The sequence below is a fragment of the Thermoflexus hugenholtzii JAD2 genome (assembly GCF_900187885.1).
Taxonomy (GTDB): domain Bacteria; phylum Chloroflexota; class Anaerolineae; order Thermoflexales; family Thermoflexaceae; genus Thermoflexus; species Thermoflexus hugenholtzii.
This window is the reverse complement of sequence record NZ_FYEK01000002.1, coordinates 1-23,380: the sequence shown is the minus strand read 5'-3', so window position 1 is coordinate 23,380 and position 23,380 is coordinate 1. Positions and strand designations below refer to the sequence as shown.

General features: G+C 66.9%; 17 protein-coding genes, 1 pseudogene and 1 riboswitch. Of the genes and pseudogenes, 7 read left to right on the top strand and 11 right to left on the bottom strand.

The features are described from left to right. Positions 1-2: 2 nt before the first annotated feature. From CFB18_RS00085 to CFB18_RS00070, 4 genes are all read right to left on the bottom strand, one after another. Entirely contained in the window at positions 3-2,333 is a 2,331-nt protein-coding gene (locus tag CFB18_RS00085) for an ArnT family glycosyltransferase (RefSeq protein ID WP_088569776.1), read from the bottom strand. A 13-nt stretch (positions 2,334-2,346) separates the two neighbouring features. Next, positions 2,347-3,297: a hypothetical protein gene (locus tag CFB18_RS00080; protein WP_143597436.1), complete on the bottom strand. Its 951-nt coding sequence runs from the start codon at positions 3,295-3,297 to the stop codon at positions 2,347-2,349. Next, entirely contained in the window at positions 3,294-3,689 is a 396-nt protein-coding gene (locus CFB18_RS00075) for a glycosyltransferase family 39 protein (RefSeq protein WP_159461484.1), read from the bottom strand. The genes CFB18_RS00080 and CFB18_RS00075 overlap by 4 nt, the downstream gene beginning before the upstream one ends. A gap of 161 nt (positions 3,690-3,850) precedes the next feature. After that, positions 3,851-5,893, bottom strand: a complete 2,043-nt coding sequence (locus tag CFB18_RS00070) for a putative cobaltochelatase (protein ID WP_088569773.1) — start codon at positions 5,891-5,893, stop codon at positions 3,851-3,853. A 297-nt stretch (positions 5,894-6,190) separates the two neighbouring features. On the opposite strand from CFB18_RS00070, the gene CFB18_RS00065 reads away from it, so the two are divergent. The 3 genes from CFB18_RS00065 to CFB18_RS00055 all read left to right on the top strand — a co-directional run bounded on the left by CFB18_RS00065 (position 6,191) and on the right by CFB18_RS00055 (position 11,344). Then, on the top strand, positions 6,191-7,627 hold the full coding sequence (locus CFB18_RS00065; RefSeq protein ID WP_088569772.1) for a glycogen synthase: 1,437 nt from the start codon (positions 6,191-6,193) through the stop codon (positions 7,625-7,627). Positions 7,628-7,754: 127 nt separating this feature from the next. After that, entirely contained in the window at positions 7,755-9,017 is a 1,263-nt protein-coding gene (locus tag CFB18_RS00060; protein ID WP_088569771.1) for a glucose-1-phosphate adenylyltransferase, read from the top strand. A 179-nt stretch (positions 9,018-9,196) separates the two neighbouring features. Continuing rightward, positions 9,197-11,344 carry an alpha-amylase/4-alpha-glucanotransferase domain-containing protein gene (locus tag CFB18_RS00055; protein WP_088569770.1) on the top strand — a complete coding sequence of 716 codons (2,148 nt, stop codon included), beginning with the start codon at positions 9,197-9,199 and terminating at the stop codon, positions 11,342-11,344. 6 nt (positions 11,345-11,350) lie between these two features. Here the strand turns inward: CFB18_RS00055 and CFB18_RS00050 are convergent, their stop codons facing one another. The 4 genes from CFB18_RS00050 to CFB18_RS00035 all read right to left on the bottom strand — a co-directional run bounded on the left by CFB18_RS00050 (position 11,351) and on the right by CFB18_RS00035 (position 16,570). Continuing rightward, the gene (locus CFB18_RS00050) at positions 11,351-12,712 is read right to left on the bottom strand and encodes a glycosyltransferase family 39 protein (protein ID WP_088569769.1); all 1,362 of its coding nucleotides are present in this window, start codon (positions 12,710-12,712) and stop codon (positions 11,351-11,353) included. Continuing rightward, positions 12,676-13,806, bottom strand: coding sequence for a glycosyltransferase family 4 protein (locus tag CFB18_RS00045; RefSeq protein WP_088569768.1), 1,131 nt, complete (start codon positions 13,804-13,806; stop codon positions 12,676-12,678). Before CFB18_RS00045 ends, CFB18_RS00050 begins: the two co-directional genes overlap by 37 nt. After that, positions 13,769-14,920 carry a glycosyltransferase family 87 protein gene (locus CFB18_RS00040; RefSeq protein WP_159461483.1) on the bottom strand — a complete coding sequence of 384 codons (1,152 nt, stop codon included), beginning with the start codon at positions 14,918-14,920 and terminating at the stop codon, positions 13,769-13,771. The genes CFB18_RS00045 and CFB18_RS00040 overlap by 38 nt, the downstream gene beginning before the upstream one ends. Before the next feature lie 138 nt (positions 14,921-15,058). Further along, the gene (locus CFB18_RS00035) at positions 15,059-16,570 is read right to left on the bottom strand and encodes an oligosaccharide flippase family protein (RefSeq protein ID WP_088569766.1); all 1,512 of its coding nucleotides are present in this window, start codon (positions 16,568-16,570) and stop codon (positions 15,059-15,061) included. Between the two features lie 225 nt (positions 16,571-16,795). Here CFB18_RS00035 and CFB18_RS00030 point away from each other — a divergent pair, with 225 nt between their 5' ends. From CFB18_RS00030 to phnE, 3 genes are read left to right on the top strand one after another with little or no spacing between them, the layout of a single operon-like run. After that, positions 16,796-17,749: a phosphate/phosphite/phosphonate ABC transporter substrate-binding protein gene (locus CFB18_RS00030; RefSeq protein ID WP_159461482.1), complete on the top strand. Its 954-nt coding sequence runs from the start codon at positions 16,796-16,798 to the stop codon at positions 17,747-17,749. Between the two features lie 46 nt (positions 17,750-17,795). Next, positions 17,796-18,632 carry a phosphonate ABC transporter ATP-binding protein gene (locus CFB18_RS00025; protein WP_143597434.1) on the top strand — a complete coding sequence of 279 codons (837 nt, stop codon included), beginning with the start codon at positions 17,796-17,798 and terminating at the stop codon, positions 18,630-18,632. 37 nt (positions 18,633-18,669) lie between these two features. Further along, positions 18,670-19,485 carry a phosphonate ABC transporter, permease protein PhnE gene (phnE, locus tag CFB18_RS00020; protein ID WP_159461481.1) on the top strand — a complete coding sequence of 272 codons (816 nt, stop codon included), beginning with the start codon at positions 18,670-18,672 and terminating at the stop codon, positions 19,483-19,485. Between the two features lie 10 nt (positions 19,486-19,495). On the opposite strand, the gene CFB18_RS00015 is transcribed toward phnE, so the two are convergent. The 3 genes and pseudogenes from CFB18_RS00015 to CFB18_RS15705 all read right to left on the bottom strand — a co-directional run. Continuing rightward, positions 19,496-20,128: a TenA family protein gene (locus CFB18_RS00015; protein ID WP_088569762.1), complete on the bottom strand. Its 633-nt coding sequence runs from the start codon at positions 20,126-20,128 to the stop codon at positions 19,496-19,498. A 110-nt stretch (positions 20,129-20,238) separates the two neighbouring features. Continuing rightward, positions 20,239-20,895, bottom strand: a complete 657-nt coding sequence (locus CFB18_RS15500) for a cytosine permease (protein ID WP_234976981.1) — start codon at positions 20,893-20,895, stop codon at positions 20,239-20,241. Positions 20,896-21,131: 236 nt separating this feature from the next. Then, positions 21,132-21,560, bottom strand: a pseudogene (locus tag CFB18_RS15705) (cytosine permease); the annotation flags it as partial. 79 nt (positions 21,561-21,639) lie between these two features. Next, positions 21,640-21,770: riboswitch (TPP riboswitch) on the bottom strand. Between the two features lie 375 nt (positions 21,771-22,145). On the opposite strand from CFB18_RS15705, the gene CFB18_RS00005 reads away from it, so the two are divergent. Then, on the top strand, positions 22,146-23,147 hold the full coding sequence (locus CFB18_RS00005) for a LacI family DNA-binding transcriptional regulator (RefSeq protein WP_088569761.1): 1,002 nt from the start codon (positions 22,146-22,148) through the stop codon (positions 23,145-23,147). The last annotated feature ends 233 nt before the right edge of the window (positions 23,148-23,380 follow it).

Sequence of the window (23,380 nt, the reverse complement as noted above, 5' to 3'; positions counted from 1 at the left end):
CTTCAACGGATCTCCACCATCGTGAGATCGATCGCCTCCCCTGATTCGGAGGGCCAGCGCTTTCCGCCGGCCTCGTCGTAGAGGCCGATGCGCACCCGGTAAACGCCAGGGGGGAGCTCCAGCACGAACCCATAACGATCCAAGATTTCCACTTCCTCATCGTCCTGCCCGTTCGGGAGCCAGCCATCCCGGGGCAGGCGATCCTGCTGCAGCCGGGGGGGCTGATCTGGGTCTCCAATATGGACGAACACTTTGGTGGCGCGCAAGGCCTTCAGGGGCCCACGCCAAATCAGTGTCAGGCGGAGGGGATCCCCAGGCCGAGCCTGCAGGACGGGAAGCTTCTCCCCGGCTTGAATCTCCCCGCCCTGTAGAGCAGCCTGGATCAACGCGACGTCGTTCTCCCAGCGAATGGAGCCTTTCACGGGTTCCCAGCTTCCCCGCGGGCTTAAATAGAGGACCAGCCGCATCCAGTCCTCGTAATGGCGTTCATTCACTTTGTAAGCATGGTCCAGCAGGTAAAGCTCCAGGCCGGGCTCCTGTTCATGCCAACGGTTCCACGGCCGCATCAGCCAAATGCGGGAATGACGGGCAAGCAATCGATCCAGCAGGGCCCGCCGGGGCTCTGGCAGCGGAGAGGGAGCGGAGAAGATCCCATACCAGTCGATGGGGGCTCGCAGCCAGTTCAGGAAGTAATCGCCGAAGTAAGGATAAGTCATCAGCAAGACATCTCCGGGACGGGCCTCCCGATTTAGATCCTCGATCATCGGTCGGAGGAATCGGGCGTTTTCATGGAAGTCCAGGCGCGGGTCATCGGGGATCTGCCGAAGGGACACGACCGCCAGCAGGGACATGGCCAGGGCTGACCCTCCGATGATCCACAGTGTCCATAAGGGAGGATCAGCGTGACGCCTCATGCGCTCGATAATGACCAGACCGAGGATCGCACCGATCACCCCGATCCCAATCGGCGCCAGGATCAGCTGGTGGTCCCGGATCCAGGCAGGGGCTGGGTCGGCTTGGCCCAGCATCTTCCACTGCCCCAGCAGCGGGTTGTAAGCCGGGTTCCAGGCCACCTGTTCCATCGCCCGGTGGTAATCTTGGAGGACTTGGTAGAGGGCGCGGTCCAGCTCCCCTTCGAACAGCCGGATGTCCACCAGAGTCCCGGCCAGCTGAGGAAAGAGGGCGATCAGGGCCAGGAAGAGGAGGGTCGCCTTCGCTCGTCGAGGGGGCCACCGAAGGATGGCCGCGATCCCAGGGGCGGCGGCCAGCATCATCACTGGGAGAAGGGGGATCATATATCGGGGTCCCCAGTTCAACCCTCCCCACCAAATGATCTGCCGACTGTATCCCAGGGTGTGCAGCGCTGCGAACCCGAAGATCCCAAGCGCCAGATCTCGATGCGCGCGAAGGAGTCCCCACATTCCGATCCCGGCCAGGACCAGGGCAGGGGAATAAAACAGCAATCCCTTTCCCGGGCTGATGGTTAACGCCAGCGCCCGCTGCACCATATGCCACGGATCCGAAAGGGCCAGCTCCGGCGACTGCGCGTATTCCACTACGTTGCGCGAGAAGGCAGGTATGCTGGAGAGCGTCATGCGGTAATAGATGTGCGCAGGGATCATGACCAGCCCGAAGCCGAGGAGGGCGATCAGATACCGGAGGATCATTTCCTGAATGGAATGGCTCCGAAGCGCGGAGAAAGAAAGCCAGAGCAGGCCGGGCAGGGCGATCAGGGCGGACTGTTTGGTCGCCACAGCCCCGCCCAGCGCAAGGCCCATCAGGAAAAACCCCCGATCTGGATGGTTCCGGAAAAGAAAAGGTGCCCCGAAAGCCAGAAGCAGCCATGCGCCGGTCAAGGGTTCGCGGAAGAGGCGCTGGCTGTAAGGCCACATGGCGGTGCCGAAGGCGTAAAACAACGTGGTGAGGACGGCCACCCCCGGAGGGAAAGGCAGGCTGCGCACAATCAGATAGAGCAGCGCGGCCGAGCCGGCGATCACCATCGGGTTCAGCAGCATCGCGGTCTGGAAACGGCCGGTCCCTAGCCGGTCGCTCAGCCAGAGCCAGGGCACAATGGCGGCGATCTGACCGGGCTCGTAGTTAGGAACCATCTCCCCGCTTGTGGTGAACATCCCCACGTTGGCGCTGCCTGGCTTCACATCCAGATGGTAAAGCGGGTGGATGGTGAAGGCGCCGATTCTCTGAAAGCTCGAAGCGGAGGCGAACATCGCCCGCTCGTCATCGCTGATCGGATAACCTGCGTAGGTCAGAAAGTAAACGGAGAACGCCAGGAGATAGATCCCCGTGGCGATCCCCACATCCCGACGGTCAAGCACGTCCACGCCTCCTTTATGGAAGGACGTCGATCTCGTCCACCGTCTGCGGGACAGATGCTCCATCGGATCCCTCAATCCAGACGGCCAGATAGTATCGGCCGGAGGGGAGATCCTCCGGCAGGAACAGATCTCGGTCGTCCGCGATGATCGGGCCGGCTGGCCACCGGGATGGCGGCTGGCGGGAGATCAAGCCATCTCGCGGAGGGAGCGCCTCCACGCGGATGTGGCCTTCCCGATCCATCAGGGCGGCGCGCAGGCGGACCTCCGGACCTCCGGTGGAGGCGCGCTGCCAGTAGAGGACCAGATGGAGCTGGCGGGTCGGTGGGAAAACCCCCCAGGACCGGGGACGCACGCCGCGCCCGCCGGCGTGCTGAAGCCCCCACAGGAACCATCCGCCCGGGAGGGCGACCGCGGTCGGTCGCGCCTCCGGTGGCAAATCGGCGCGTTGCCAGCGGATCGCGTAGGCCCGGATCCGGATTTTCTCCGGGAAGATTTCCATCCGCACCGGATATCGGGATCTCAACACCTGATCTACCCAATCCTGGGGATCCGCCCAATCGGCATGGGCCCGGATATACCAGAGGGTCTCATACCGCTCCAGCCCCAGGGCGTTTAGCGTCCCCTCGGCTGCGGAGCGATCCGGGATGGGATGCGCGAACGCTCGATGATCCAGAGGCTTCCGGTAGTAATGAAAGAACGGAAATCGAATGTATTCCGCGAAGAAGAGTGCTCCATCCCCGGGTCCTACATACGCGGAGATCCAAGCGGCCGCCCCGCGCCAGTCCTCCTTCGCGCTGCGGGGAGACCAGAGCTCCCGCAAGCCAAGGAAACTGAGCCCGACCCAGCCCGCCAGGGCCACGACCCTCCACGCCCGACTCCAGGCGGAGTGGCCCCCGCAGGCGATCAGGGCGGCCAGCCCGATCAGGAACAGGGGGGTGAGGCTCATCCAGTAGCGTGGTTTCATCGGAGCGCACGCAGCAGCCCCAGCGTGGCCAGACTGCTCAAGGCGAAGAGCAGGCCGTAGAAGCGGACCTCCTGAGAGAACCAGACCAGGTAGGGCTGCAGCGCGCCCAGCGCCAGCGCCAGCCGGCCCACCGGTTGGCCAAAGGCGATCCGGCCAATCGAGAACAGCACAGCAAGCCCAACCATTATCCACCATGCCGAGAAGAACCGCAGCGTGAAATCGCTGTCTCCAGTTATGGTCATCCATCCTTTGAGCAGGAGGAAGTATAGGGGTGGGCTGACCTCCTCCCGGAAGGCCATGGTGCGTTCGATCAGCACCCTTAGGGGGAGGCCGGCGATCCAGATGGCCGCTCCCTCATCCAACCAGATGCTGTGGTATGTCAGACCATGCATCCGGAGTGCCCAGCCCACCCCTAACAGGGCCAGGGTAAGGGAATCCCTCTGGCGATGGGTGCGAAGGAGGGGACAAGATCGCGCGGCTTCAGACAGCATGGGCTTATGTGCGCATCAGGGTAGATATCCAGAGCGCCGCCGTGCGGCTTCCACCAGCCCCTCTATCCCAATGCCGACCGGACCGTGGAGTAGAGGGATTCGGCTTTCAGCTCGTGAAGCGTATAGCAGGGGGCGCCCAGGTGATCGGCCAGGGCCTGGGCGAGGCCCTGATCGAAGGCCGCGTGCTCCATGTTGATGACCACGCACGGGATTCCCCGCTCCCGGAAGAGATCGGCAATGCGATGAGCCTCCTCCTGCGGCGGCAGCTCGCTCATGGAGACGTTCCCCGCCCCATCGGTCAGCAAGATCATCAGCGGACGCACCTCCGGGCGCAGGAGCATCTCCCGGCAGAGCACCTCATACGCCAGAAGCAGGCCCGCCGACAGCGGCGTCTTGCCCCCCACCGGGATGTCCTCCAGCGCCTTCTTGGCCAGGTCCACGCTGGAGGTGGGCGGCAGCACCAGACGAGCCCGATCCTTCTGAAAAACGATCAGCCCCACCCGATCCCGCCGTTGATAGGCATCCGTCAACAGGGAGAGGATCGCCCCCTTGGTGGCCTCCATCCGCTCCGCCACCGCCATGCTCCACGAAGCGTCCACCACGAACAGGATCAGGTTGGCGGCCCGGCGGACCCGCACCTTGCGATGGTAGTCCTCCGGATGGATGGCCAGAGCAGTTTGGGAACGATCCCGCTCGATCTGGTGGGGGGCAGCCGCCCGGAAGGTGGCATCAAAGGCCAGATCATCCGCCTGGCCCGGAGAGGGGCGCGCCCAGATGTAACGGCCCCGCTTGCGGGCGGAGCGGGTGACGCTGCGACGGCCTCCGACTCGTCGCTCCCGCCGATCCTTCGGCGTGTCCAGGCGCTTCACCCGAAACGTCTCCCCAATCGGGACCGGCTTCCCTCCCTCCCACCACACGCCTTCCTGACGCGTGACCGTCTGGCGCTGCAACGGCGCGGATTCCTCCCCCATGGGTCGGCTTAGATCACGAAGCTCCCCGTCGATGCGTTGCGCTTTTTTTGGGGTTCCTCCCTCCGGGGAGGAGGCGGGCTGAGAGGGGGCGTTGCCTTCGATCTGGCGCCGGACCTGCTCCATGCGCTCGGCCAGCTGCTCCAGAGTGAGGTGCCCATCCTCGTCGAAGGGCCGGCGCTTGAGGCGATGGGGCAACGCCAGCTCGGCCGCCAGCAGGATGTCCTCCTCGGTGATCTGATCCCGGCCCTTGAAGGCGGCATGGGCCCGTGCTGTCTTGAGGATCACCAGATCCGCCCGATGGCCGTCCACTCCCAGGCTGGAGACCAGCCCGGCGATCAGCAGCAGATCCCGCGGGGTGTGCACCACATGGGGGAGCTGCTCCCGGGCGGCGGCGATCTCCTCCGAAAGCTGCCGCTCGTAAGGCTCCCACTCCGCCCGGAACCCCTCGGGGTCCTGCTCAAAGGCGAGGTTGCGCCGTAGGATCTCCGCCCGCTGGGCGGGATCCCGCACTCCCTCCACGTTCACGCACAGAGCGAAGCGGTCCAGCAGCTGGGGCCGCAGGTCTCCCTCCTCAGGGTTCATCGTGCCCACCAGGATGAAGCGAGCCGGATGTTGGAAGGAGATGCCCTCCCGCTCGACGATATTCACCCCCATCGCCGCCGCGTCCAGCAGCACGTCCACGATGTGATCGTCCAACAGGTTTACCTCATCGACATACAGCAGGCCCCGGTTGGCCATGGCCAGCACCCCGGGCTCGAAGCGGCGCTCCCCCTTCTGAATCGCCCGCTCGATGTCCAGGGTGCCCACCACGCGATCCTCCGTGGCGCTCACCGGCAGGTCCACGAAGCGGGTTTTGCGCCGAGCCACCGGGAGGGTCTCGCCGCGCTCCACCCGCTCCCGGCAGAGGGTGCACCAGGCGGCAGGCTGGTGCGGGTCGCAGGAGAAAGGGCAATCCGCGACCACGTCGATCTCAGGCAGGAGGGCGGCCAGGGCGCGGGCGGCGGTGGACTTGGCAGTGCCCCGCTCCCCCCGGATCAGCACCCCGCCGATCTGGGGATAGATGGCGCAGAGCACCAGGGCCCGCTTCATCCGTTCCTGGTCGACGATCGCCGTAAATGGGAAAACCACGCGCATCGGGAACCCCCTTCGGTCCGGATCCGATGGGCGGCGATGGTGGCGAGGGCGGGGTCTTGACGGTTGCTTTTTATTCTATTTCAAGCGCTGAATCCGTCCAAATCGATCGGCCTGGGACGTTTCCCGCCCAGAGGGGAGGGGACAGGGTTTTCCAGCGCTCCGGGCAGGGAGCTGCGTTCAGCCCTACCGCGGTCGAACGGAGCGGAAGCCCGCGGATCCGCTTATGGCTTGTGGCATAATGAAAGCGACAGAACCCTCCTTCGCGGGCTTCTCCCGCTCGCGCGCCGGGAGGCCGACATGCGCATCCTGTACGTGATCGCGGAGGCGGCTCCCTTCATCAAAGTCGGCGGGCTGGCCGATGTCGGATATGGACTTCCCCGGGCGTTGCGGGCGATGGGCCACGACGTCCGGGTGGTCCTCCCTCGCTACCGGGCCATCCCGGGATCCGCTTACGACCTTCGTCCCCTGCGCCCCCCCCTCCCGGTCCCCCTGGGCCTCGCCGGGGAGATCCGGGTGGTCGAGGTCGAGGTGAGTGAGACCACAGGAGTCCCCACATACTTCCTCTGGGATGAGGGATATTTCGGCCGGGACCGGGTGTATGGATACCCGGATGATCCCCAGCGGTTCATCTTCTTCTGCCGGGCGGCCCTGGCCCTGCTGCGCCACCTCGACTGGCAGCCGGAGATCCTCCACGGCAACGACTGGCACACCGGGTTCCTGTTCCTCTGGCTGGCCACCGTCGGCCGACGGGATCGCTTCTACCGCCCCATCGCTACGGTCTTCACCATCCACAACATGGCGTATCAGGGGATCACCGGGGATGCCCTGCTGGCCTTCGGAGGGATCTCCGAACATGTGGATCGGCTGGAGGTGGAGCCGCCCGGCCACATCAACTGGCTGGCCCGGGGCATCGCCCACGCCGACGCGGTCAACACCGTGAGCCCCCGCTACGCCCGGGAGATCCTCACCCCCGAGTTCGGCTTCGGCCTGGAGCCCCTGCTCCGGCGACGGGCTGATCGCTTGGTCGGCATCCTGAACGGCCTGGACCCGGAGGCCTGGGATCCCCGCACGGATCCGGCCCTGGCCGCTCGGTTCGACGCGGAGACCCTGGAGCGGCGGATGGAGAACAAACGGGCCGCCCAGGAGGCCTTCGGTTTGCCCGTGCGGGAGGAGACCGCGCTCTTCGCTTTCATCGGGCGTCTGATCGAACAGAAGGGCCTCCCCTTGCTCCTGGAGGCCGCCGAGGCCCTGTTCGCCCGTGGGATCCAGATGGCGGTCCTGGGGACCGGGATGCCGGAATATGAGGCGGCCCTCGCGGCGTGGCCCGATCGATTCCCCGGACAGGCCGGGGTGCGGCTGGCCCACGACGAGCGTCTGGCCCGCCTGCTCTACGGCGGCGCGGATGTGTTCCTGATGCCCTCGAAGTTCGAGCCCTGCGGCCTGGGCCAGATGATCGCCATGCGCTACGGCGCCCTCCCCCTGGTCCACGCGGTGGGCGGCTTGGCCGACACCGTCCTGGACATCGATCAAGAAGCCGGCACGGGCTTCGTGTTCTCGCCGTTCTCGGTGGAGGCCTTCCTCACCGCGGTGGACCGCGCCCTGGCTCTTTACGCGGATCGCCCGGCTTGGCGGGCAGCCCAGCGGCGGGCCATGAATCGGGATTTCTCCTGGTCCGCCTCCGCCCGGGCCTACGAGGACCTTTACCGGCGGGCGCTCGCGTGGCATAATCCCTAATGCCAGGGAGGTTTGTTGGGCAGGAGGGAGCAGGTCGCTCCGGGCTGCAGATGAAGCGGTTGCCTCGCGTCGCGAGCGGGGAGATCGCGGCGGACTCCGGTCAGGATTCGGATCAAGGGGATAGGGGATGCGCACGGTGGCGATGATCCTGGCGGGGGGCAAGGGCACCCGCCTGAGCATTCTCACCCAGAAGCGGGCCAAGCCCGCGGTTCCGTTCGCCGGAAAATACCGCATCATCGATTTCACCCTCTCCAATTGCGTGAACTCTGGCATCTACCTGGTGGGTGTCTGCACCCAGTTCCGACCCCGCTCCCTCCACGAGCACATCGGCAGCGGCGCCCCATGGGATCTCAACGGGTTCCATCGCGGGGTCTGGATCCTCACCCCCTATCTGGGGCGGGCGGACTCCGACTGGTATCAGGGGACGGCGGACGCGATCTATCAGAACCTGGATTTCATCGAGCACCACCGGCCCACCCACGTGTTGATCCTGGCCGGCGACCACGTTTACAAGATGAACTACAACCCCATGCTCCGCCTCCACACGGAGAAGAACGCCGATCTCACCATCGCCGTCCTCCCCGTGCCTCTGGAGGAGGCCTCCCGCTTCGGCATCCTGGAGACCGATGAGGAGGGACGGGTGATCCGTTTCGAGGAGAAACCCATCCGTCCCCGGAGCACCCTGGCTTCCATGGGGATCTACGTCTTCCGGCCGGAGGTGCTGCGCGAGGTGCTCACGGAGGACGCCCGCAACCCGGAGAGCACCCACGACTTCGGCAAGGACATCATCCCCCGCATGATCGAGGCCTACCGGGTTTACGCTTATCGGTTCAGCGGCTACTGGGTGGACGTGGGGACCGTGCAGGCCTACTGGGAGGCCCACATGGATTTGCTGGCGGACAACCCACCCTTGGATCTCCACGATCGGGAATGGGTGATCCACACCCGCAGCGAGGAGCGGCCGCCGGTCAACATCCGCACCGGCGCCCACGTCGCCCACAGCCTGATCTCCGACGGCTGTATCATTGAGGGCACGGTGGAATACAGCGTCCTCTCCCCGGGCGTGCGGGTCAAACGCGGCGCCGTGGTCCGCTACTCGGTGATCATGACCGACACGGTCATCGAGCCCGGGGCGGTGGTAGACCGCTGCATTGTGGACAAGAACGTGGTGGTGGGCGCCGAGGCCCACCTGGGCTACGGGATGGATTACAGCCCCAACCGCCTGGGGGACCTCTCCTCCGGGCTGACCCTGGTGGGCAAGAACGCGATCATCCCCCCGAACGCCCGCATCGGCCGCAACTGCATCATCGCCGGCGACGTCACCCCCGAGGACTTCCCCGACCTCCACCTCCCCAGCGGGACCACCGTCGGGGTCATCGCCCCCCTGTGAAGCTTCCCCACCCCCTTTGCCAAACATCCCCGCCGGATTTAATCTATCGCATTTAGTAAAGCGCTTTATCCATCTCATTCCGATCGGGATAGGGCTTTCCGGGACTGTGCGGCGGGGGCGGAGGCAGCGGCGTCGGGCCCTGGAGCGGGGAGCCCGTCCCGACGGCGGAGGGATACACAATGGGGACGATCTACCTTGCGCTGGCGTTCCACAACCACCAACCGGTGGGGAACTTCGACTGGGTGTTCGAGGAGGCCTATCGCCGGGCGTATGAGCCTATGATCGCCGCCCTGGAGCGCCACCCAGGGGTCCGGGTGGCCCTGCATTACACTGGCCCGCTGCGAGACTGGCTGCAGGAGCACCGGCCGGAGCTCCTTCTCCGGATCCGTCGCCTGGTGGCCCGGGGGCAGGTGGAGATCATGGCCGGGGCCTATTACGAGCCGATCCTGGCGGTGATCCCCGATGAAGACAAAGAGGGGCAGATCCGCAAGCACATCGAATCCGTGCGGGCCGATTTCGGGGCGGAGCCCACCGGGTTCTGGCTGGCGGAGCGGGTCTGGGAGCCCCACCTTCCTCGCGCTCTGGCCCAGGCCGGCATCGCCTACACCATTGTGGATGACACCCACTTCAAATGGGTGGGGCTGAGCGATGACGATCTGTTCGGATATTACATCACGGAGGAGCTGGGCTTCCCCCTCAAGATCTTCGGCACCTCCAAACACCTGCGCTACACCATCCCCTGGGCGCCGGTTCGGGAGGTGATCGCCTGGCTGCGGGAGCAGGCGGAGCGGCCCCTGCCCCCTGGCGCCCCGCCCCGCGTCGCCGTGATGGGGGACGATGGGGAGAAATTCGGGCTCTGGCCGGGGACCGATATCCATTGCTGGGATCGGGGATGGATCGAAGAGTTCTTCACCGCTCTGGAGGAGAACGCCGACTGGCTGATCCCCATCCCGCCGGGCGAATACGCCGCCCGCTTCCCTCCCTTGGGCCGGGTCTATCTGCCCACCGCCTCTTACGATGAGATGACCGAATGGGCCCTGCCCCCCGAAGCCTCCGCCGCCCTCACCGCCCTTAAGCATCAGCTGCAGGCGGAGGGGCGCGACGATCTGCTGCGCTTCATCCGGGGCGGGTTCTGGCGGGTCTTCCTGGCCAAATATCCCGAAGTCAACCAGATGCACAAGAAGATGCTCTGGGTCAGCCGGAAGGCCCACCGCATCCCGGACCCAGAGCGGCGGGCGGAGGCCCTCGATCATGTCTGGGCGGGTCAGTGCAACTGCCCCTACTGGCACGGGGTGTTCGGAGGGATCTACCTGTTCCACATCCGGGAGGCCAACTATCAGCATCTGATCACCGCCGAGGCCATCGCCGATGAGGTCCGTTACGGGCCGGGTCCCTGGGCGTATGTGGAGCCGGTGGATTTCGACGCCGACACCCGGGAGGAGGTGGTGATCGGCACGCCCCACCAGTGGTTGCTGATCAGCCCTCATCTGGGCGGACAGCTGCTGGAGTGGGACCGGCGGGACGCCGCCCTGAACCTGCTCAACGGGATGACCCGGCATCGCGAGGGCTACCATCAGGTGCTCCTGGAGGCGGCCGCCCGGGGGGAGATCGTCCGAACCGGAGAGGAGGGCCGTCTGGAAAGCATTCACACCCATCGGGTTCGGGTGAAGGAATACGGCCTGGAGGAGCGCCTGATCGTGGACTGGTATCGGCGGACCGGGCTGATCGATCACGTGGTGGCCCCGGAGACTTCCCTGATGGACTTCTACCGCGCGCAGCATGCGGAGTGGGGAGACTTCGTGAACCAGCCCTACGAGCGGATCGCCCTGGAGACGGAACCCGTCCCTCGCATCGTTCTGCGCCGGGACGGCCACGTGTGGGAGCCGGGGGGGGCGAGGCCGTTGCGCCTGGAGAAGACCCTGGAGGTCCTCCCCGACCGGCCGCTCCTCCGCGTCACCTATCGGGCGACGCCCCGGGGCCTTTCCGCCATCCGCGCCCGCTTCGGCGTGGAGATCAACTGGGGGATGTCCGGCGGGGACAGCGACAAGGCCTACACGGTGTGGCCGGATGGGGAGCTGCGGCCCTTCGCCACCCTCGAGGAGCTCCCCGAGGCAGACGAGCTGGCCATCGTGAACGAATGGTGGGGGCGGATCCTGATCCGCCTGGATCGGCCGGCCCGCTGGTGGCAGTTCCCCGTGGAGGCCGTCTCCAACTCTGAGGCGGGCTTCGAGCGGGTCTACGAGGGGACCAGCCTGACCGCCCTCTGGGATCTGGCGCTCTCGCCGGGGGAGAGCTGGGAGGTCACGATGGAGTTCGAGCTGGCGTAGGCCGCCTCAGCGCAGACGCCGCAGGAGCTCCAGGGGGAGGAGGAACTTCTCGATCACCAGCTGGCGGAAGGTCAGAGAGGCGGACATCGGGATGAAGCCGAAGCGATACTGCACCATGAACAGGCCATTCCAGAGGATGAGGAGCAGCCCAATCGCCAGCGCTGGCCGAAGCCAACCGCGGCGCCGCAGGGCCTCCAGCAAGGCCGAGAGCCCGAACACGAAGGCGGGCATCGCGCTCAGGAACATCCGCCCCCCGAAGGCGTCCCCCTGGGTCCAGTCGCGCCAGGCCCCGATCAGGTAGACCTGGGCGAGGAAGCCGGCGGCCAGCGCGAGGGCCAGGGGGCGATCCCGCCGCGCGGCCCACGCCAGCCCCAGCACGGCGAAGGCGTAGATGGGATGCCAGGTGAAGAGGCCGTGCCAGCTGGAGAACAAGACCTCCAGCATGCGCGGCGAGGTCCAGCGGAACAGCGGCTCCGTCGCCCCGTAAAGATAGCTGCTCTGCCGCAGATCTCCATACATCCATCCCCATGCCAGGGCCTGGGGAAGGAAGACCAGGATGGCGGCCCCGGCGAAGGCGAGGGCGCGCGCCGGGAGCCCGCGCAGCGCCTCCCGGAGCGGCCGCCCGAGGAGACGGTCCACGAAGGGGCCAATGAGGAAGATCGCGTCCGCCGGGCGCACCAGGAGCATCAGTCCCCCCGCCGCCCCCAGCCCGAGCCAGTCTCCCCCGCGATCCCGCGCCCGGGCGATCAGCCAGCAGCGGAAAAAGAGCGCGGCGGCGAACATGGCCGTCATGTGCGCCATGGACGGCTCGGCGACCATGTAGTAGACCGCGTTGCCGGCAAACCACAGGAGAACCACTGCGGCCCATGCCGCGGAGGGATCGAACCAGCGGGCGGCGAGGCGATACAGCATCCAAAGGGCCATAAAGCCATACAACATGCTGGCGAGCAGCGTCACCCCCTCATAGAGCGGGCCGTAGCCGTCGGCGGGCAGCGACGTCCCTCCAGCGCGCAGCGCCTGCGTCAGGCCGTGGGCGACGAGAAAGAAGGGGCTCCAGAGGAGGGCAGGGCCCATCGGATACGGGTTGGGGACGATCCCGGTGGGGCTGATCCGGGAGCGGGCCGGATGATCGGGGGGCAACGACCGCTCATACTGGTTCCGGAAGTCCAGATCGCCGTCCAGAAGGAGCGAGGGGAGGTAAGCGTAATAGAAAGCCCCATCGGAGCCGATGAGATGGCCATCGGCCCGGGGCAGCGGGATGGAGGCGACGAAGGTGAGCACGCACAGGGCGAAGAGGAGCAGGAGGCCTTGCTCCCGCCGGCGCTCTGCTTTCAGGGCATCGCTTCGGGAGAGGCCAGCGCCAGCCATAGCGCCTCCGCGGCGGCGACGTGTTGGCGCGCGTCGTAATGGGCCAGGGCGTAGGTCCGTCCCTGGCGACCCAGACGATGCCGCAACGCGTCGTCTTCCAGCAAAGCGAGGATCGCGTCGGCCAGGGCCTCCGGATCCCCCTCCGGGACCAGCCGACCGGCCACTCCATCAGGGACATACTCCGGGATCGCCCCGCTGCGGGTGGTGATGACCGGCACCCCGCAGGCCATCGCCTGCAGGTTGACCATCCCTACCTGCTCCGCCCACTTGCGGGTGGTCCGAGAGGGGCTGATCACGAGGTCGGCTGCCCGGAAATAAGGGGGGAGCTCCTGATGTCGCACCGGGCCCAGCATGCGCACCGCGCCGGCCCACGGCGGGCGCCGGCTCAGGGCCTCCAGCTCCGCCCGCAGGGGGCCGCCCCCGATCAGCACTAAGCCGGCCTGGGGGAAGCGGGCGCGAACCCGGGGAAAGGCCTGCATCAGATCCCGCACCCCTTTCTCCTCCACCAGCCGCCCCACGAAGAGGAGGACCGGACCGGGGCCGAAATCGGGCTCCCGACCATCGCGCTCCGGGGTGAACCGCTCGAGGTCCACGCCCCATGTCCCATACATGCGCCGCTCGGTCTTCCCTTCGAAAGGACCGATCCACCGCACGTTGGCGCGGGCACCCTCGTTGAGCACCACGATGCGGCGGGCCCATCGGAAGACCGGGCGCAGCAGCGGACGCAGGAGGCGAGCGCCCTGGCCGTATTTGATCGGGAGGGGACGGTTCTCCAGGGTCACCAGGAGGAGGGGGCGTCCGAGGATCCGGGAGACGGCGAAGACCGTATACAGGATGGGCATCAGGCGCAGCGCGAAGGGGTCCACCCCCTGCAGGAGGTCCGGGCGGGCCCGGGCCAGGGCCCGAAGCAGGTCCGCCGGACCCCGGTAGCGGCGCAAGGAGGGATCCGCCAGCGCCTCCGGATCCAGGTCCCCATAGGAAGCGTGACGGTAGAAGTGAAGGAGCTCCACCCGGGTCACCCACCGCAGCGGCTCGATCAGATCTCCTCGGATCTCCTCACTCACCATCGCCAGACGCGGGCGCATCGGCTTCATCACGGATCCTCTTTATGATAGGTGCCTCCATCTGCCGTGCGAGGCGGGACCACGTGAGCGCCATCCAGATCAGGAAGGTTCCCAACAAGGGGAGGGTATAGGATGTGTAAAGAGGGGCCCCTATTCCCAAGCCCCGCCGGACGACCAACCATCCGAGGATCCAGTGGGCGTTCACGATCATTCCTCCTCCCATGGCCAACACCCACGAAAGCCTGGGGAGTGTTCCCTTGGCTCCCTCCGCGATCAAGGTCCAGAGAGGGATCAGCAACAGGACGAGATGATGATATTCCTGGAAGCGAGCAATGAGGGGGATGGGGCTCAGGACGAGGCTTAGGTCGTAGGCGGAGCCGAGGTGAGACCTGCGGAGGAGCAGCCATGTCACCAGCAGGACGAAGGGAAGTGCGGCAAGGGGCATTGTGTGGGGACGAGCTGAATCGAACAAGGGGCCGCTGAACGAGCGCCAGAGGGGATTATGGGGAGGCTGCAACATCAGCAGGCGTAGCAAATCTGGGAAGCCGACGCGCAGGAAACGCATCCAGCGCTCAGAGCCCAGGATCAGCGCCTGAAGCCCCCCCAGCCCCAAAAACGCGATCCCAGTCCAGAGCAGCGGTCGAAGAAATTTTCGGCTCAGACAAAAGTAGAGGCCCAGCAGCGCCGGCCACATTTTGACCCAAATCGCGATGGAGAGCGCCACTGCGCCCCAGCCTTGGGTCCATGCGGAGGGAGCGTGTAAGGAGAGCCATGCGAGAAGGATCAGGAAGAGCAGGATCCCATTGGACTGCCCGTAGTTCATCGTCACGCTCACGGGGAGAAACAAGAGAGCGCAGAGAAGGAAGGGCCATGTAGGCAACCGGACCCAGCGGGCGAACAAATATGCGCTCCCCAAGAATGAGGCCCAGGTAATCGCGCCCCAGACCATCGCTGCCGCCGAAAACGGCAGCCACGCAAGAAGGGTCATCAGAAGGGCGAACAGAGGCGGATATACATAGATCCCCAGCGCAGTGGGGATGCCGCTTTCCTTGCCTAAGGCGAACCACTGGCTCCCGTCTATCTGATAGAGATCCTTTCCCTCCCACAGCGCCCGGGCGGCCACATAGTAAGTCGCGAAATCCATCAACCGGTCCGGCCTCCCACGATGGATGTCGATCATCAGCCAGATCCATCGGCCAACCCAGAAGGTCAGGACCACGGTCATGATAATGAGATCAAAAACATGAGATCGCCTCAACCTTTTATTCATATGTCTTTCCCCTTAATCCGGGTGCTGAGGCGGGCGTTGGAGAAGACCCGCTGAACGCTGTCGGGTCATCAGTATCCACGAGGCCGCCTCACGCCATGTTCCTTTCTCGAAGGCCAGCAGCCATCCGACGTAGATCCCGATAAAGAGCATGCCCTTTAAAAGCATGCGCACCAGCGGCGAGGAAGGGACCGATAACGCTTCGATGAGCAATCCAATGCCGCCGGCGCTTGCCCATGCCAACAAAGGCCCACCCATCAGGGGCCATATGGAGAAGTCCACGGTTTCCCGGAGGGGGCGGTGGAGCATGAGGGCGCTTAGCGCCATCATGCCGTCGGCGGCGAGGGCCACGCCGTCGATCCCTCCGGCCCACGCCCCGACCACCACGCCCGGCAGGAAGAAGGCCAGGCGGGCGAGGGCCATGCGACCCATCGCCGCCGGATGCCCCGTGGCCACCAGCAGCCCGCCGGCCAGGGCCACCCATCCCTCCAGCATCGCATACACCAGCATCAGGCGGAAGGTCCGCACCATCGGCAGCCACCGGGGGTTCAGCAGCTGCAACAGCTCGGGCAACGCGATGGCCATCGCCCCGCTGAGCAGCAGGCTGGCTCGCAGCAACACATACGCGCCGCGGTAAAAGGCCTGGGAGAGCCGACGGCGATCGCCCTGGAGGCGCGCGAAGGCCGGGGTGAGCACCAGGACCAGGGGGCCAGCCACCACCCGCCTCGGATATTGGGCGAACTCAAAGGCCCGGGCATACAACCCCAGCGCCTCCTGCCCTAACGCGGTGCCCACCCAGAAGTCATCGAAGCGCTCCAGCAGGAATTGAATGTTCCCGGAGAGCCAGAGGGGCCCGCCGAACCGCACAAACCAGCGGGCGATCTCTGGATCCCAGCCCCGGTGCGGGCGCCACATCCGGAGGGGCCCCCAGGTGAGCAACGCCCGCACCCCGATGCCGCTGGCCTGTTCAGCCACCAGCGCCCAGACGCCCCATCCCCGCCAGGCCAGGTAGGGGGCCACCACGGTCATCGTTGCCGCGGCCGCCACATCCACCAGCGCCCGCCGGTCGAACCGCATGTCCCGGCTCATCATCGTCTCCTGGATGAAAGAGAGGCCCTGGAGCAGCACCACCAGGCTCATCCCCCGCAGGACCGCGGGCAGCTCCGGCATCCGAGGGTAGAGGGCGCCCAGGATCGGGGCGGCGAGGAAGAGGGCCAGCGCCGCCGTCGCCACCGTGCCCATCCGGAGCCATCCATAGGTCGCCAGCGTGGGCCGATCCCGCGCCTGCCGGTGCAACACCCCCTGGTCCAGCCCCCAGTCCACCAGCTGGAGGGCCGCGGCGGCGTAGACCATGGCCATCCCCATCACCCCGAAAGCCTCCGGCCCCAGGAAGCGCAAGAGCAACAAGGTCCGGAGGAACCCCAGGGACATGGTGGCCAGGGAGGCCGCCACGCTGTAGGCTGATCCCCGCACGACCTGACGGGCGATCCCCCCGCGATCCCTCGAGGCCTCCGCGGATGGGCCCATTCGTCCCTCAATCGGCTTCCGGAATACCTGCGCATCGATTTCCCTACATCATATCCTGCACCCTCCGTCCAGGAAACCCGACCCCCTCTGTCCGGAGGTTAACCCAGGTTATTTTGCGTGAAAATAATCCTGAAAATTCGTTGATAAACCCTTTTCTATTGACAGCGGGATGGGATGCGGGGTAAAGTTTCGCTGGTCATCCCATTCTGGGGGGGGGTAAATAACATGCGGACAGCGCTTCGATGGGCATGGCTGATCGGCCTGTTCCTGATGGCCTGCGCACCGCGGCCGGCGGCCCGGACGCGGCTGGTGGTGGCGGTGCAACCGACCTTTGCCGTCTCCGAGATGCTGGAGCAGGCTCGTCCGCTGGAGCAGGATCTGGAGCAGCGGCTGGGCCCGGATGTGGATGTGGAGATCTATGTCCCGCTGAGCCAGGCCGGGGTGGTGGAGGCCCTGCGGTTCGGTCAGGCCCACGTGGCCTTCATGGGGCCCTTCGCGGGCCTGCTCGCCGTCGAGCGCGCCGGCGCCCAGGTGGTCCTGGCGGAGGTGCGAGAGGTGTTCCACGGCGCTCAGAAGACCGAGGCCACGTATTATTACTCCTACTGGGTGGTCCCCCAGGACAGCCCTTATCAATCCTTAGCGGAGCTCAAGGGGAAGCGGGCGTGCTTCCCCAGCCCGATCTCCACCTCCGGCTACATCGGGCCTATGGCCCGGTTGATCGAGCGGGGCCTCCTCCCCGAACCGGCGGAGGGACAGGAGGTGGATCCCAAGGCGTTCTTCGGCCAGGTGCTGTTCGCCGGGGGCTACGGCCAGTGCTGGGAGGCTTTAAAGGCCGGCCAGGTGGATGTCACGGTGATCGCCGGCGATGTGCCCGAGAAACTGTATCATGAAGTCCTTGACCACACGCGGATCTTGGAGGAACAAGGGCCGCTTCCCTCCCACGTGGTGGTGGTGAGCTCGGCCCTCTCCGAGCCGTTGCGGACCCGCGTGGTGGAGGCCTTGATGGGGTTGGGCGCGCCGGAGCACCGCAGCCTCATGCGCCGGTTCATCTCCGGCCTCTTCGTGGGCTTCCAGAAGACCGACGCCCAGACCCATCTGGGCGCGCTGCGGGCGTATCTGCAGCGCACGCATATCGCCTTCTCAGAGCGCGTGGAGGTCGGTAAGGGCGGAGGAAAGTGAGAGGGTGCCCTGCGGGTTCCTGCCATCCCGAAGCGAGGTGACGCCGATGACGCCATCCCGGTCCTCTTTGCCTGGGGAAGCCCCACTGGAGGCCCCGGCCATCGCCGCGGAGGACCTCTGGTTCGCCTATCGACCGGGGGCCTGGATCCTGAGGGGGGTGTCCCTGCGGGTGCCCCCGGGAGGGTTCTGGGCCATCATGGGCCCCTCGGGGGCGGGGAAGACCACCTTGATGCGGATCCTGGCCGGCCTGCTCCCGATCCCGCGCGGCCGGGTCTTCGTGCTGGGCCATCCCCTGCATGAAAGCCTGCCCCCCGCGATGCGGCGGATGGTGGGGTACATCCCCCAGCAGCTCGGCCTGGTGCGCGGCCTGACCGCCCTGGAGAACGTGCTGATGGGGGCCCTGGCCCGCCACGACGGATGGAGGACGGCCCTGGGCTTCTTCCCCCGGGCTGAGATTGAGCGGGCGTATGCCCTCTTAGACGCCCTGGGGCTGGCGGAGAAAGCCGGCGAGAAAGTGATCCGCCTCAGCGGCGGCGAGCGCCAGCGGGTGGCCATCGCCCGCACCCTGATGCAGGACCCCCAGGTGATCCTGGCGGACGAGTTCGTCTCCGACCTGGATCTGCCGCGGGCGGCCCAGGTGCTGGGGCGGGTGCGGGAGCTGGCCCGGGAGCGCGGCCTCACGGTGATCCTGAACCTCCATGAGATCCAGCTGGTCCAGGAGTTCGCTGATCACGTGGCGGTGCTCAAAGAGGGCCGCATCGTCCACGAGAGCGCCGCCGCAGCCCTCTCCTGGCCGGCCCTCCGGGAGCTCATCGAAGCCCCCTCGGAGCCATCGCCGGTTCCCGCTGTCCCTTCCCTCATCGCCGTCGATCCGCGGGCGTGAACCCGCGCCCTATTTGGAAGGAGGAGGTCGTGAACCGATGGGGATGAAGGCGGAGCGGATGGAGCGACGGATGACGGTGGGCTGGGCGATGGGCCCGTGGCGGGAGTTCGGGTTCGGGCTAGGGATGCTGGCGGTGCTGGCCGCGCTGCTTTACCGCATGGGCTTCTTTGAGGCCGGCCGTCTGCTCCAGGGCGGCCTGAACCTGGCCCGCTTCGCGCGGGAGATGTTCCCGCCGGACCTGGGGATCCTGCCGACGATCGGGGGGGGCCTGCTGGAGACCCTGGAGATGGCCCTGGCGGGGACGTTGCTGGGGTTCCTGTTTTCGTTCCCGCTGGGGGCTTTGGGCTCCCGCACCCTGTTCCCAGCCGCGGTGGTGGCCGCGGCCCGCCTGCTGATGGCCGCCATCCGCACCGTGCCCTCGCTCTTGTGGGCAGTGCTGATGGTCATCGTGGTCGGCCTGGGCCCCCTGGCCGGGACCCTGGCGCTGGCCTTCTACACGGTGGGTTACCTGGCCAAGCTCTACGCCGAGCTCTTCGAAGGGATCGACCCGGAGATCCTGGAGGCGATGCGCGGCGTGGGGGCGAAGCGCCGGCATCTGATCCGCTACGTGTTGTGGCCGGAGAGCGCCAACGCCATCCTCAGCCAGCTGCTCTTCATGCTGGAATACAACATCCGCGCCTCCACGGTGCTGGGCCTGGTGGGGGCGGGGGGCATCGGGTTCTACATGCAGATCTACCTCAGCACCATGGCCTACGCCCGCCTGACCACCGTGCTGCTCACCGTGCTGTTCCTGGTCCTGGCCATGGACGGCCTCAGCGCCTGGATCCGGCGGCGGTATCTGCTGAACCCGTAGCCCACAGGCCTCACCCGGAGCGATCGGTTGCCTGCCAAGCGGCCTCGAAGAAGGCCAGCTCGAAGCGCAGCGCGGCCCGGTAAAGGGCGCGCTGCGCTTTCTCTTCGCCGGGCAGCCGGTCCAACAGTGCCTCCAGGCGACGGGCCAGCGCTTCGAACTCCGCGCTGGAATACGTCTCCACCCACTCCCGGTAGGGGCTGTTCGGGTTCGTCCGCGGCCGGAGGAAGGTTCCCAGATGGGCGTAGAGGCGCATGCACGGGGTCATCGCCGCCACCAGATGCCCCACCGGCTCCAGGGCCGCCACCCGCAGCAGGAAATCCGTGTAGGCTTGGGTGGCCGGCGCCGGCTCCGGGCGGAGGTTCGCCCCCCAGCGCGCGGCGTAGCCCTCATGCAGCCGCAGCTCCTCAAAGACGCCCTGGAGCAGCTCGCGGAAGGCGTCCATCGTCTCCCGATCCGGGGCCTTGGCCAAACCCAGGGCGTAAGCCCGGGCGAAGGCCTCCAGGAAGAAGGCGTCCTGCTCCACGTAGAAGACGAAACGCTCCCGCGGCAGCTCCCCCGAGGCGATCCCCTGCACGAAGGGATGCGCCTCGCAGCGCCGAACCAGGTCCAGATGGGCTTCCCACAACGCGCGGGCTCGTGTCATCGAGTCCTCCTTCCCCTTTCGCGATCCAAACGTGAGTGCAGATTCGGAAGGGGGAGGAAACAGCAGGCCATGTTGCCATAGAGGCCATTCCCTCCCCCGGATTCGATGTCTCACGCGCGCTCCGGCCGGACGCGGCCGATCCCGCGGAGCGCCCCCGCGATCCCCAGGTAAGCCAGGAAGGAAACCCCGAAGGCGGGGAAGGTGGCGCCGATGGAGGGGGCGAGATGGGTGAGGGCCTGATAGGTGACCACGCCCAGCGCCCAGGCAATCACACCCTCCCATCGGAAGGTGAGGGGCTGATACAGGTCGGCCTCCGTGTAGGACCGGCGGAGGACGAAGTAGTCCGCCGCCAGGACCCCGAAGAGGGGCACGAAGAAGGTGCCGATGAGGAGCAGGAAGTTCTCATATTGGGCCAGGGGCACCGTGAGGGCTAGGATCAGGCAGATCGCGCCGATGAGGACCGCGAAGAGGGCCTGCCGAACCCGAGGCCAGATGTTCTGCAGGGAGACCGCCGCCGAATAGATGTCCGCGAAGGCGTTGTCCGTCTCGTCCACCAGGATGATGGGCAGCACGATCCAGCCGATGGCCAAGACCCCGATGGCCTGGACGAGGTCGTGGGTCTGGGCGGTCAGGAGGAGCCAGGCGCCGAGGCCGTAGAACCAGACGTTGGCGATGAAATACCCGATGTAGGTGCCCCAGAAGGCGGGGCCGGCCCGCCGGGCGAAGCGGTTGTAATCCGCCACCAGGGGCATCCAGGAGATGGGCATCGCCGCCACCAGGTCCACGGCGCGCCAGAAGGGCATCTCCCCGGTCCCGGGCTGCCGCCACAGCGCCGCGAGGTCCCCCGGGTCAGCAGGTGAGCGGTGAGCCAGAGGGTGGTCAGCAGCACCAGCCAGACGGCGAACTTCTCCAGCCACTGGCGCACCACCACCAGCGGCCCCCCGACGGCCATCAGGGTGCACCAGAGGGCGAAGGCGATGGCCCAGAAGGGGTAGCTGGAGAAGCCGAGGAAGCGGGCGCTGATGAAGTTGGCGGCCTGGGCCATGATGAGGATCTCGAAGGCTCCCCAGCCGATCAGCTGCAGCACGTTGAGGGCGGTGGGGAGATAGGAGCCGAGGCGTCCCAGGGCGGGGCGGAGCAGCACCATCGTGGGGGCGCCGGTGCGGCTGCCGATGTAGCCCGTCGCCGCCAGCAGCAGGTTCCCCAGCAGGGTCCCGACGACGATGGCCAGCAGCGCCTGGGGCAGCCCCAGCCCGGGCACCAGCAGCGCGCCGGCGGCCATCACCAGCAACCCCACGCCGAGGTCTCCCCACAGCACGGCGTAGTCGAGGAAGCCCAGCCGGCGCGCCTCTGCCGGCACCGGCTCGATGCCCCACTCGGGGGGCGCCTGGATACGGGGGAGGAGCTCCGTCCACGGCTTGCGCAGCAGCATGGCAGGCCTCCTGAGAAGGATGGAGTTGGGAGAAGCGGCGTGGGGGATGCCAAACGCCCGCCGACGGACGGGCGGGCAGGGGGCCAGGCAGCGACAGTCCCTCCGCCGGTATGACCCGGATCAGGTTCGATGGGTCGGCGCCGGGGCCGGATGACCTCCGGCAAGGCGCCCTCTCAGCCCGCTTGCCCGCGGACTCCCCACGTCGCTTCTGGGCTCATGATAGCGCGCCGCGCGCGGCTGTCAAAATGCGCGGAGGGAGGATTCATAGGGAGGGGATGAAGGTTTTCCAGGGCTGCTCGGGGAAGAGGGCGAAGGGGTCGACGGCGTGGGCCTCAGGGGGCGGGAGGTTCAGTGGGTAGGGAGTGGAGTCTCCGGCGATGCCCCTTAGAGTTTAGGAATAGCCCGTCGAATCCTCCTGAATCAGGCACACATACCCGGAAGCCCTTGATCCAGGATCGATCCCCAGCGCCCAGATTGGCCCCCATCCGGAGAACCGAAAAGCCCCGGGGTGGGAATTCGCCCCCTTGACAGGCGAACACGATCTCTTTATAATCGGGCTAAATTTCGCACACGTGTGCGCCCGCCATGCGCGTGACGATCAAGGACATCGCCCGGGCGGCGGGGGTGAGCCACACCACGGTCTCCCGGGCCCTGCGGGGCAGCGAGGAGATCCGCCCGGAGACCCGGGCGCGGATCCAGGCGATCGCCGAGGCCATGGGCTACCGGCCGAACCCCGTGGCCCGGGCCCTCCAGGGCCGCCGCACCCAGACCCTTGGCGTGGTGGTCACCCGCCTCAGCGACCCCTTCCATACGGAGGTGGTCCAGGGCATCGAGATGGTCGCCCAGGCCCGCGGCTACGGGATCCTCCTCAGCCTCTCCCACGAGGACCCGGAGAAGGAGCGCGCCATCGTGGAGCTCTTGGCGGCCAAGCAGGTGGACGGCATCATCGTGGCCGCCTCCCGCCTGGGCAGCCGCTACCTCCCCATGCTGGAGGCCCTGCGGATCCCTATCGTGCTGATCAACAGCCACCAGACCGGTCCCTACATCTACTCGGTGGCCACCGACAACGTCCACGGCGGCTACCTGGCCGCGGCTTACCTGATCCGCCTGGGCCACCGGGCCATCGCCTACATCGGCAGCCGCCGGGGCGGCCGCAGCAACCAGGACCGTTACCGCGGCTACCGGCAGGCGTTGCGGGAGGCCGGGCTATCCGTCCGCCCGGAATGGATAGTGAAAGGGGACGGGCGGGTGGAGGGCGGGGAGGCGGCCATGCGCCGGCTGTTGGAGGCCGATCCCCGCCCCACGGCGGTGTTCTGCTACAACGACCTCACGGCCATCGGCGCCCTGAAGGCGGCGCTGCGGGCCGGCCTGCGGGTGCCCGGGGACCTCTCCATCATCGGCTTCGATGGGCTGGAGGAAGGCACATACGTGACCCCGACGCTGACCACCGTGGCCCAGCCCCGCCGGCAGCTGGGGCGGCTGGCGGCGGAGATGCTGCTCGAGATCCTGGAGGGCCGTCCCTCCCCGAAACATATCCTGCTCCAGGGGACGCTGATCGAGCGCGAATCCTGTGGGCCACCGCTTTAAAGATCTTTCGCGTTCCCTTCGCCGGGCCTTGGGATCCCTTTCCCATCCCGTTGATCGGTTCCCGATATGCTGGCGAGCGGATATCCTGTGAAAGAGGAGGTCGCCATGAAACGCGCAATCGGTTCCGCCCTGTCGTGGATGGCTGTTGTGGTCCTCCTGATCGCCGCGTGCGCGCCGGCGGCCACGCCGACGCCCACCCCGACCGCCGCCCCGCCGCCCACGCCGGCCCCCAG

Excerpts from the sequence above, each read along its gene's own strand:
- CFB18_RS00080 (WP_143597436.1), bottom strand. The coding sequence starts at position 3,297 with ATGAAACCACGCTACTGGATGAGCCTCACCCCCCTGTTCCTGATCGGG.
- CFB18_RS00075 (WP_159461484.1), bottom strand. The coding sequence starts at position 3,689 with ATGCATGGTCTGACATACCACAGCATCTGGTTGGATGAGGGAGCGGCC.
- CFB18_RS00070 (WP_088569773.1), bottom strand. The coding sequence starts at position 5,893 with ATGCGCGTGGTTTTCCCATTTACGGCGATCGTCGACCAGGAACGGATG.
- CFB18_RS00065 (WP_088569772.1), top strand. The coding sequence starts at position 6,191 with ATGCGCATCCTGTACGTGATCGCGGAGGCGGCTCCCTTCATCAAAGTC.
- CFB18_RS00060 (WP_088569771.1), top strand. The coding sequence starts at position 7,755 with ATGCGCACGGTGGCGATGATCCTGGCGGGGGGCAAGGGCACCCGCCTG.
- CFB18_RS00055 (WP_088569770.1), top strand. The coding sequence starts at position 9,197 with ATGGGGACGATCTACCTTGCGCTGGCGTTCCACAACCACCAACCGGTG.
- CFB18_RS00050 (WP_088569769.1), bottom strand. The coding sequence starts at position 12,712 with ATGGCTGGCGCTGGCCTCTCCCGAAGCGATGCCCTGAAAGCAGAGCGC.
- CFB18_RS00045 (WP_088569768.1), bottom strand. The coding sequence starts at position 13,806 with ATGAAGCCGATGCGCCCGCGTCTGGCGATGGTGAGTGAGGAGATCCGA.
- CFB18_RS00040 (WP_159461483.1), bottom strand. The coding sequence starts at position 14,920 with ATGGATTTCGCGACTTACTATGTGGCCGCCCGGGCGCTGTGGGAGGGA.
- CFB18_RS00035 (WP_088569766.1), bottom strand. The coding sequence starts at position 16,570 with ATGGGCCCATCCGCGGAGGCCTCGAGGGATCGCGGGGGGATCGCCCGT.
- CFB18_RS00030 (WP_159461482.1), top strand. The coding sequence starts at position 16,796 with ATGCGGACAGCGCTTCGATGGGCATGGCTGATCGGCCTGTTCCTGATG.
- CFB18_RS00025 (WP_143597434.1), top strand. The coding sequence starts at position 17,796 with ATGACGCCATCCCGGTCCTCTTTGCCTGGGGAAGCCCCACTGGAGGCC.
- phnE (WP_159461481.1), top strand. The coding sequence starts at position 18,670 with ATGGGGATGAAGGCGGAGCGGATGGAGCGACGGATGACGGTGGGCTGG.
- CFB18_RS00015 (WP_088569762.1), bottom strand. The coding sequence starts at position 20,128 with ATGACACGAGCCCGCGCGTTGTGGGAAGCCCATCTGGACCTGGTTCGG.
- CFB18_RS15500 (WP_234976981.1), bottom strand. The coding sequence starts at position 20,895 with ATGCCCATCTCCTGGATGCCCCTGGTGGCGGATTACAACCGCTTCGCC.
- CFB18_RS00005 (WP_088569761.1), top strand. The coding sequence starts at position 22,146 with ATGCGCGTGACGATCAAGGACATCGCCCGGGCGGCGGGGGTGAGCCAC.